This is a genomic window from Dysgonomonas sp. (genome assembly GCF_035323175.1).
Classification (GTDB): domain Bacteria; phylum Bacteroidota; class Bacteroidia; order Bacteroidales; family Dysgonomonadaceae; genus Dysgonomonas.
The window spans coordinates 1-8,581 of the sequence record NZ_DAOKYH010000036.1; the positions used below are offsets into that span (position 1 = coordinate 1).

Annotated in this window: 8 protein-coding genes; all 8 read right to left on the minus strand. The window is 31.8% G+C overall.

Annotated elements, in window-relative coordinates:
• Window positions 1-140: 140 nt before the first annotated feature.
• Window positions 141-458, minus strand: a complete 318-nt coding sequence (locus PKC55_RS17980) for a helix-turn-helix domain-containing protein (protein ID WP_291127715.1) — start codon at window positions 456-458, stop codon at window positions 141-143.
• A gap of 166 nt (window positions 459-624) precedes the next feature.
• Window positions 625-1,545, minus strand: coding sequence for a DUF6043 family protein (locus PKC55_RS17985; RefSeq protein ID WP_291127718.1), 921 nt, complete (start codon window positions 1,543-1,545; stop codon window positions 625-627).
• A 107-nt stretch (window positions 1,546-1,652) separates the two neighbouring features.
• On the minus strand, window positions 1,653-3,098 hold the full coding sequence (locus tag PKC55_RS17990; RefSeq protein ID WP_291027769.1) for an RNA-binding domain-containing protein: 1,446 nt from the start codon (window positions 3,096-3,098) through the stop codon (window positions 1,653-1,655).
• Between the two features lie 85 nt (window positions 3,099-3,183).
• A complete protein-coding gene (locus PKC55_RS17995) occupies window positions 3,184-4,521 on the minus strand; it encodes a site-specific integrase (RefSeq protein ID WP_291127720.1) in 1,338 nt (445 codons plus the stop codon).
• Between the two features lie 322 nt (window positions 4,522-4,843).
• Window positions 4,844-5,668 (minus strand): hypothetical protein, encoded by an 825-nt coding sequence (locus PKC55_RS18000; RefSeq protein WP_291127722.1) that lies wholly within the window; start codon window positions 5,666-5,668, stop codon window positions 4,844-4,846.
• Between the two features lie 43 nt (window positions 5,669-5,711).
• On the minus strand, window positions 5,712-7,121 hold the full coding sequence (locus PKC55_RS18005) for a metallophosphoesterase family protein (RefSeq protein ID WP_291127725.1): 1,410 nt from the start codon (window positions 7,119-7,121) through the stop codon (window positions 5,712-5,714).
• A gap of 1 nt (window position 7,122) precedes the next feature.
• Entirely contained in the window at window positions 7,123-8,229 is a 1,107-nt protein-coding gene (locus tag PKC55_RS18010; protein ID WP_291127728.1) for a hypothetical protein, read from the minus strand.
• Between the two features lie 65 nt (window positions 8,230-8,294).
• Window positions 8,295-8,581: XRE family transcriptional regulator (locus tag PKC55_RS18015; RefSeq protein ID WP_324373631.1), on the minus strand; the 287-nt coding region annotated here is incomplete at its 5' end.

Here is an 8,581-nt window from a genome sequence, read left to right on the forward strand (position 1 = left end):
TTGTGCATGGATATCCCGGTACTCTGTACGGCTCTTTACGGTATTGAACCGAAAGTTGTACAATGTCCGCAGTTCCTCTTCAATCCGCTCATTTTTCGACCTGCGAGCAGAAGCTGATGCTTTTTCTTTCATGGGTACAGTTATTTGGTATTCGTGCTGCTACCCTCTAAGATTCGTTTGACGTCTGACATTCGGTATCGGACTTTACTCCCAACTTTAATAGTTTTCAAATAGTTCTTTTTATTCCAGTGCCATAAAGTTGCATCACAGACTCCGCATATTTGCTTTACTTCTCCCCGTGTCAGGTACTTTTCTTTTCGGGCTTCCGCTATCTCTGTCGATAGTTCGGTTTTAGCACGGTTAATTAAATCATTTGAAAACTCCAATAAGTCTCCGCCGCTCATCTCTAATTTGATGTTGGCATTTCCCTGTTCGATAATTTCTAATAATTTTTTCATATTAGTAATATATCTGCTCATGTTAGGCTTTGCAATCGGCAGATGTAAAAAGCAAAACCACTACCTTAAAATAAGGCAGTGGCGCAAATATATATGAGAATAATTCTGATTATAAGCTATTTAATTGGCGACAAATTCGCCGAATTAAAAAACGAATCAAACGAATTCAATTTCGTAAAAAACCCTTTAGTTTATCAATAACGTTTCTATCTTCTCCGAAGTCTTTCATAAAAACTTCCTTTACCGGAAGAAAACTATTAAGGTCTCTGTATTTTTTCTGAATACCTCTTTCCCCGACAATGGTAACCATAGCTTGGTATTGTTGAGCTAAAGCATCCCTGAACAACTTGATATCGCAGGGTTCTATATAATATAATTCATCAAGTGCTATCTTTAGACGGGCTAAATCTAAGTCGGTATGTTTGGTAATTAAATATTCTTCGATCCGGTTTAATAATCCAGTTTTATCTTCTACCAAGATTGACAGTACTTCCTCAAATGTTTTTTCTGTTCTCTTTCTTCCAACTTTCTTCTTTTCTTCGGGCACAGTATTGTCAATACCCCAATTCATAACATGATCGCTATCCACTAATTTCATTAACCGCCGATGCTCCTGCCAGTCGGATTTACTACGCATCCCGAGACTGATAGATTTAGCTATAAGTATTTTTATTGTAGCAGTAATCACTAGCTTCTGGATATAATTCGTATCGCTGCTGCGTCTCATCTCTTCCCCTCTTTCAACCATTCTCTCAAAACTTTTTCCAAAATAGAGCCATGATAATAAAGCCGGAACAATTGATTTTTCATTTGCTTTATCAAATTCTTTGATGAGTGACTCGGCAACTTTATTTTCTGTGAAAAGGATTTCTATATCGGAAATGTCGTCGTACATTCCCTGATTAGCCTTTTTTCTTATGATTTTTTGATACTGTGGAACAAGGGAGATCGCTTTGGACATGATTGTTTGGTAGACTGTAGAATCTTTTTTATTAATCTCTTCTTCAAAGAAATCGTATTCATCCTGATTGCGATCCATCCAGTCTTTTATACGATTCCGAAAGTTGTCAAATTCTACCTGCCCCATAATTATAATATTGAAGTTGTCAAATAACCATCAAATAAGAACCGGTTGATTACAAGACGATTATATATGCCGTGCGATGCCGTTATCAAATAACCATCAAATAAGATTTATGCCCAAAAAGGAATATAGCTTGCATATTTTCGTGATTTACTTTCAGGATCATCTTCTTTAATTACATTTTCAGCTAATGAGTCTCTTATAATTCTTGACGCAATAGCAGCATTTTGATCTTCTATTTTAAAACGATCTCTTAATGATTGATTCGTCATCTTTTCGTTAGAAACATATTTTAAACACGCATGTTGATAGCAAGCTCGGATTTTTTCTTTCTTATCTAAATCATTCAATGATTTATAGCTATACATTGTAACTCTAGTTCTACCTTCTGCTACTATAATATTTATTGGAGGCAACTGGTATAATTCATTGTAAAATATAACTTTATCCATCCCGCTTCCTTTTTCTTCACAGAATCCCATTCTTCTCATGAGATCTGCTAGCTTTTCATTTCTTGAAACATAGGCATCAATAAACCGATCCGGAGTTACAAGAGGTGTCCCCGGGTTAGAGATTTCAATTCTATCTAGAAATATTTCAACCATCGGAAATCCTTTTTCCGATAAATCCTGATGAATTAAAGCATTGGCAACAAGTTCTCTTATTGCGATTTCAGGATACATTCTAGATTCAGTTCTTAAAGCTTTACCTATTTCTTCATTAGCAGGTAATTGTCCATTCACCCAATTAACTAAACCTTCAAATCCGATAGCATACCCTTTTATTCCAATTTGTTCCCGTTCAGTCTCGACTTTATTCTTTCCTCTATATACAATCACTCTAACTGACTTTCTTTCTACACTTTCAAAGTCTTTTAAATTTTTGGCAAAAAGAATGGCTCCTAATTTAGTTATACCATACGTTTTTCCTTTAACAACTAATCCTTCTTCTATAAATTTGTCAATTACTCCCTGTTGATTGGAAGGGTAAGGTAATTTCATTAAATCAAAATATGTTTCTGTGCTTAAATATTTAGTTATATCAGAGGCTACTAGGTTGTCTTTTGCAGTCTCTCTCTCAAAAGGAATACTCTCTTTCTTCCATATTTTAGCTTGCTTTTCAGGAAACTCGTTTAATTTTCTGGTAATACTTCCAACTCGAATATAGGCATGATGTAAAAACTCCACAGGTTGTGTTTTTGTTGCAGGGATTACAAATAAAGTAATGCGACGTTGACTATCATAATCAAATTCATAAATATTAAAGTCTATTCTTGGATTTAAGCGGGTAGCTAACCAGTGCTCTAGTTCTTCGTTTCCCTTTTTATGAGTCTTTCCTCTAAATGTCGTTCCTTTTATTATATGTGTTAAGTCTTCAACCCCGAACACCAAATAGCCATATTGTTGATTGTGGATGCAAGCACCATTAGAGATTGCGGAGATTCTTTCTCCGATCTCTTCTGCAGAATGAAAATTGAGTTTAAATTCGACCCATTCGCTTTCGTGAGGCTGTTTCACAAGTTCATTCAATAATTCTATAAGTTGTCGGTTTTCCATTTATTTGATCTTCTTTATACTTATCTTGTTGTTGCTAAATTACGTTCACAGTGCGGACGTAATTTATTTTCTAAATTTGAAATATCTAACTCAACAAATTTACTAATTCTTTTTTCATATCCTCGTCTATTTCGCGATAACGATTAAAAGCTTTGCTGCCTTCTTTGTGTCCACTCAATGCTCCGATTAGGTTAGGGTCTTTTACTTTTTTGTAAATATTTCCGATAAAAGTCCGTCTTGCCATGTGGCTGCTGACAACTTCGTGTAATGGCTTCTTTACCTCTTCATTGGTAAGGGGATCAAGTATCGTTACTATTCGATTTATTTCAGCCAGTTCGAAAGCCTTCTTGATAGCATCATTGTATTTTTGTTCAGAAATGAAAGGTAAGATTTTATCACCTGTATAGTCTTTATATTTTTCCAAAATGGCTTTTGCTTTATCATTTAATGGAACTCTAACTGTTACCGGATTTCCGTCTTTTGTCTTTCTTGGTATATATTCAATGGCATCATCAATTATATTTCGTTTAGTCATACGAAATAAATCCCCAATACGGCAACCGATCAGGCTTTGAAAAACAAAAATATCACGTTGGATTTCAACTTGTTTGTATTCTGACAAGTCTTTATCCAGTAATTTATCACGTTCCTCTAATGTGATATATATGGGTGTGCCATAAGTACATTCATCAATACGAAACTGATCAAATGGTCTGTTCTGAGTTCTTTTCTTATCATAACACCAGAGAAAAAATGTCCTTATTCGACAGAAACAATCGATAAGCGTGTTCTTTCCTCTTGGCTTAGGCGTTCGTTTTTCCGGTATTTGTTCATAAATAGAGGGATATAATTCAAAATATTTATGCTCATTTTCAAAAAAGTCCCACATATCATACAGCGTATCTGGAGTAACATTGTCAATATCTAATATAAAAGATTTCTGCCCTCGCTTGGTAGCCCTTACATATAATTCGTAACGCAATAAAGCTCTCTTGATTACTCGAAAATTCTTCTTTCTTACTTCTGACAATTTGTGCTTTAGCAAAAATTCTTCCAAAAGCTGTTCGAAGGTGAGTTTTGTTTCTGATTCTATTTGTTCTTGCGTTTTATATTTATCAGGATGGTGATATTTATCTATCTGCTCGCTAAGCCATTCTGCATTTGCATCTACTGAATAGTTTTGAGTAATAACAGAAACAATGTTTTGTATATCATTTTTCAGTTTCATTTTTTTATCATCGCTGATCAATGCTACCCGGTCTTTATAGCCTTGCTTCTCCTGGCTCCAATGATTTGGATTAATAACTAGCTCACTGGCAGATTTAAAATCTTTATTTTTATCTCTTAATCGAAAATAAATAGTAGCTTGGCTGTCTGTATCATTTTTCTTTGCTATTTTTCTTAGGAATGCAGAAACTTTCATAAGTCTTTGATAATTGATTCAATACAAAGTTATGAATTTGTTCCCAAATTGTTCCCATACGTCCTAAATTTATTTGAATATAATTAAATACATTTAGACCTAATAATGCAATTAAATATTTATTTATCAATTGATTATATATAAATTTAGCTACAATTCAAATATTTAAACTCTCCACATATTTAACTATTGCGCCCCCGGCTCTGGGTACAATCTCAAAACGCTAAGTATCTTATATATAGGTGGTTAGCGTTTTTATTTTATACTTCATGTCCGCAATATGTCCGCAAAAATATTTTAATCAAAAAATATTTTCCTTTTTCTAAATATTCATTGGGTGAATTTCAGTTTCAATTAGGTCAGATTCCCCGTTTTTATATTCGTAAGTTCTTCTTATTGCTCTTATGAATCTTAATTTATCATCTGCACTGTTCGGTTTTAATGTTATACAAACAGCATCTTTCAAATTTGGATCCCACGCCCGAGTACTTTCATAGATAATTCCATCTATTTCATCAGGTAATATTATTGTTTGTGCAAAATTTGATGTTATCCAATATTTTTTAGGATCTTCGGTTATATTAAATTCATTGAACTTATGATATAAATATTCTTGAAAAGAAATGATTTCTTTTTTGTCAAAAACACCCCGAAATTGTTCAATAAATCCAGGGAAATGAGCAGATAAATAATTAAGAAAATCAGATCTATTCCCATCGGGATGTGGATTAATAATCGTAAAGACAGATATAGGTTCGATAACCTCCCATTCTCCTATAATAGTCTTATACTCTTTTTCTATCGGATTTTGATTTCTGAAAAGAGGACATGTTTCTAATAAGCAAGTACCAACTGTCTTTTCATAAGTACTATTAAAGTATGAACCATAAAAAATAGGACTATTAGGTTTATTTGCTCTTCCATAGTAAGCCGAATTTCTATTATAGGACAAATCTAGTGGAACAGAAACTTCATTATAATCTGCTACATTTCGTGCACGAAGTATATATTTGCCAGCTGGTATATCAATAATTGGAGCTGGTATCGGTTTACCGTACATATTCAAGAGTATTTCAACCACTTCAGCATCAGTATCTCTTGAATAGTCAACCTGTTCTAATCGAACAATTATTTCATTCAAATTCATCTACCACAGATTTTAGTTTATAACATTATAAACTCTCTATCATTTATCTTTCAATTTTTATTTCCGATTCAAATAAAAGATTAGGTTCTCTTATTGTATTATATTGAACACTTTCTATTGCGAGCTTTTCTTTATCTAAAAATAATATTGAAAAAGAATTATCTCTTAAATTTTCTGTTAATCTTGCTACTTTTGCTCCAGCACTCCCTGCACCTAAAATAAAAAGACTTTTTTTTATATTGATTTTATTGTTGTTTATCTGACCTCTTGATATTTTACATAAACCAGGCAAATGTTGATGCCCATGAAGTACAAAATCAAAATTATAATATTGCAAACCTTCAATAACTTTTCCAGCATCCAATGTCAAACTAATGCTACCATAGGGGTATTCTGGGTCTAATGGTTCTTCTGATGGCACTGGAATTAAATGATGGTGCAAAACGGCAATCCTGATGGTATCTTTGTCATTATCTGTATTTTCTTCTATTAAATATCTATAGTCATCCCAGCCAACATAACCAAAATTCATCTCTGATTTATCTCTAAGTCGGGAAGAATTAATGCGTAAAATATCAATTTTATTACCATCTGGCGTTATATATTTCTCGTATCCAGTGATTTCTTTTTCCTTACCGTAAAAATTATTCAGAAATATTTTATAAGCATTTTCATGATTATAATTATAAAAATTCGCATCTTTTATTGGGATGTCATGATTCCCTGGAACAATAATTACATGATCCTTTTCTAATTTAAGCATTTTACACAAATTATTAAGAAATTCTGTTGCCGGACCTTGTAAAATACCAATATTCGCCCTAGAGGTTATATCTCCCGATATAACTAATAGTCCTACTTCAATTTTATTTATAAATTTAAAGTATTCATTTAATTTATCAAGAAGGTTTTTTCCCTTAATTGATGAAGTATGCGGAAAACCAAAATCATCGCCAAAATGTATATCTGATAAATGCAAAATATTAGAATTTTTTATTAAAATTCTTTCACTTACTACGTCTTCTGAATAAGGTAACGCATAAAATGTTTCACTTTTTGTTGGAATTTCAGTAAATCTTTCTACAAAAAGCTTTTTGTCAATTGACTTGATATTACATAATTTAAACCAACTGTGAAGTTTTATTTCATTATAATAAATAGGGGTTGAATTATTATCTGGTGTACCTATTTTATTCTCTAAATCGTATAAGACATCCAAAATTTGAGCAATATAAAATCTATTTTCTGTTCTATCGAATAACCCTATTTGAGTTATTTCTCCTTTAATAATTTTTTCCTTTAAGTCTTTAAAGGCTTCCTCATTTGAATCTTCACTACTTTTTTTCCACCAGCCCCACCAAGTAAACCCAATAGAATCTATTATATCTTGGTGTTCTTTTATTGTATCGAATTGCCTATCCGTATCCCTAAAACGTAGTATTATTGTGTCCATTTTAAGTCTTAATTAGGTTATAAACTTCTTTTAATAATTCTATTTCCTGTTTAGTATAATTATCGACAAGTGATTTATTGAAATTATCGGTCAAAGCTAAATTTTTCAGAAAAGAGTTCACCTTAATAGTACCTTGTATAATTAATGCTTTATTACGCGATGTTATAAAGTTTATCTTTTTTTTATATTCATCCCTATTACTCACGGATTTTAAAATATAGGAGCCATCAGGGTATGGTGGAATTATTTTAATCTCCTGATTATTATCTGTGATCTTTATAGAAACAGTCTTATTCCCAAATTTATATCTTTCCCAATTATTTTTAGGCTCAATTTCAAACTCTAAGATTTCTTTATTGATAAGCTTAAAACTTACAAATTCAGCTTTCCTCCAGTCCCCTATGTTCATTAATCCAATTGATTTGTAGGATTCAATTTCAAATAAAGGTGTTTTATAGAGAATATCAATTTCTTTTTTTTCAGTTGAAAGATATAAATTGATTTTATTAATTATACTTTCCCAATCCTTAACAGCGGATGGACGCACTAATGATGGTATTTTAGTTGTAAATATTGTACCTCCGCTTTTTAAGTTATTAATTGCTTGTTTAAACCAATTAATAAAAGAATTTGTATACCATGGAGGATCCATAATAATAATATCAAATTCATAACCTATTATTTTTTCAAAATTTAGATCAGCAACTATAATCCTATTCTTACAATCAGGAAGCTCATCTTTAAGAAATGGATTAATATCGAAAAGTATTGTGTCAGAATGCGTAACTATTTTTCTGAAAACACTTGGTACGCCAAAACATCCAATATTATTCTTCGAAATCTCAATTAAATTAAGAATATCGCTTACTGAATCATCAGTAAACCGCCAATCAAAATCAATTGGGTTTGGTTCTAAATATGAAATATCCTTTTCAAGCATTAAGATTTTATTATCAATGGCTATATTTTCTTTACTAAGTATCTTATATAATTCTTGTGGAGTAACTCCATTTGCTTTTTTAGCAAGGTTAGTAAGATTTATTTCTTCTTGATCAAAATATGGAGAAATTACTTGTAATATTTTTTTATGATAATCTTTTTCGGTCATTTTAATACTTGAATGTGTGTAGTATATTAAAAAAGGATAGTATGTATATTCAGAAACGTATTTCCCTATTTTTTATCTCTTAATACCTCTTGCAACATTTCAACTTTTTCTTTTTCCGATTGCAATAGCTTATCATACAACTCTACTATTTTATCAATAGGATTGAAAGAAGGGTAATAATTGATTATCGCAGCATTATCATTAGCAGTTAGGGTACTAGCAACTATATTTATAGCAGAATCTTCACCTAATTCAGTAATAGCTTCAACAGGAATATCCAAAACCTTAGCAATCTTCTCTAAAATATCCTGTTCGAGCTTATCCTTTTTCTCATAGCTCGAAAGAGTAGCTT

Coding starts and splice junctions, on each gene's coding strand:
- PKC55_RS17980 (WP_291127715.1), bottom strand. CDS start 458: ATGAAAAAATTATTAGAAATTATCGAACAGGGAAATGCCAACATCAAA.
- PKC55_RS17985 (WP_291127718.1), bottom strand. CDS start 1,545: ATGGGGCAGGTAGAATTTGACAACTTTCGGAATCGTATAAAAGACTGG.
- PKC55_RS17990 (WP_291027769.1), bottom strand. CDS start 3,098: ATGGAAAACCGACAACTTATAGAATTATTGAATGAACTTGTGAAACAG.
- PKC55_RS17995 (WP_291127720.1), bottom strand. CDS start 4,521: ATGAAAGTTTCTGCATTCCTAAGAAAAATAGCAAAGAAAAATGATACA.
- PKC55_RS18000 (WP_291127722.1), bottom strand. CDS start 5,668: ATGAATTTGAATGAAATAATTGTTCGATTAGAACAGGTTGACTATTCA.
- PKC55_RS18005 (WP_291127725.1), bottom strand. CDS start 7,121: ATGGACACAATAATACTACGTTTTAGGGATACGGATAGGCAATTCGAT.
- PKC55_RS18010 (WP_291127728.1), bottom strand. CDS start 8,229: ATGACCGAAAAAGATTATCATAAAAAAATATTACAAGTAATTTCTCCA.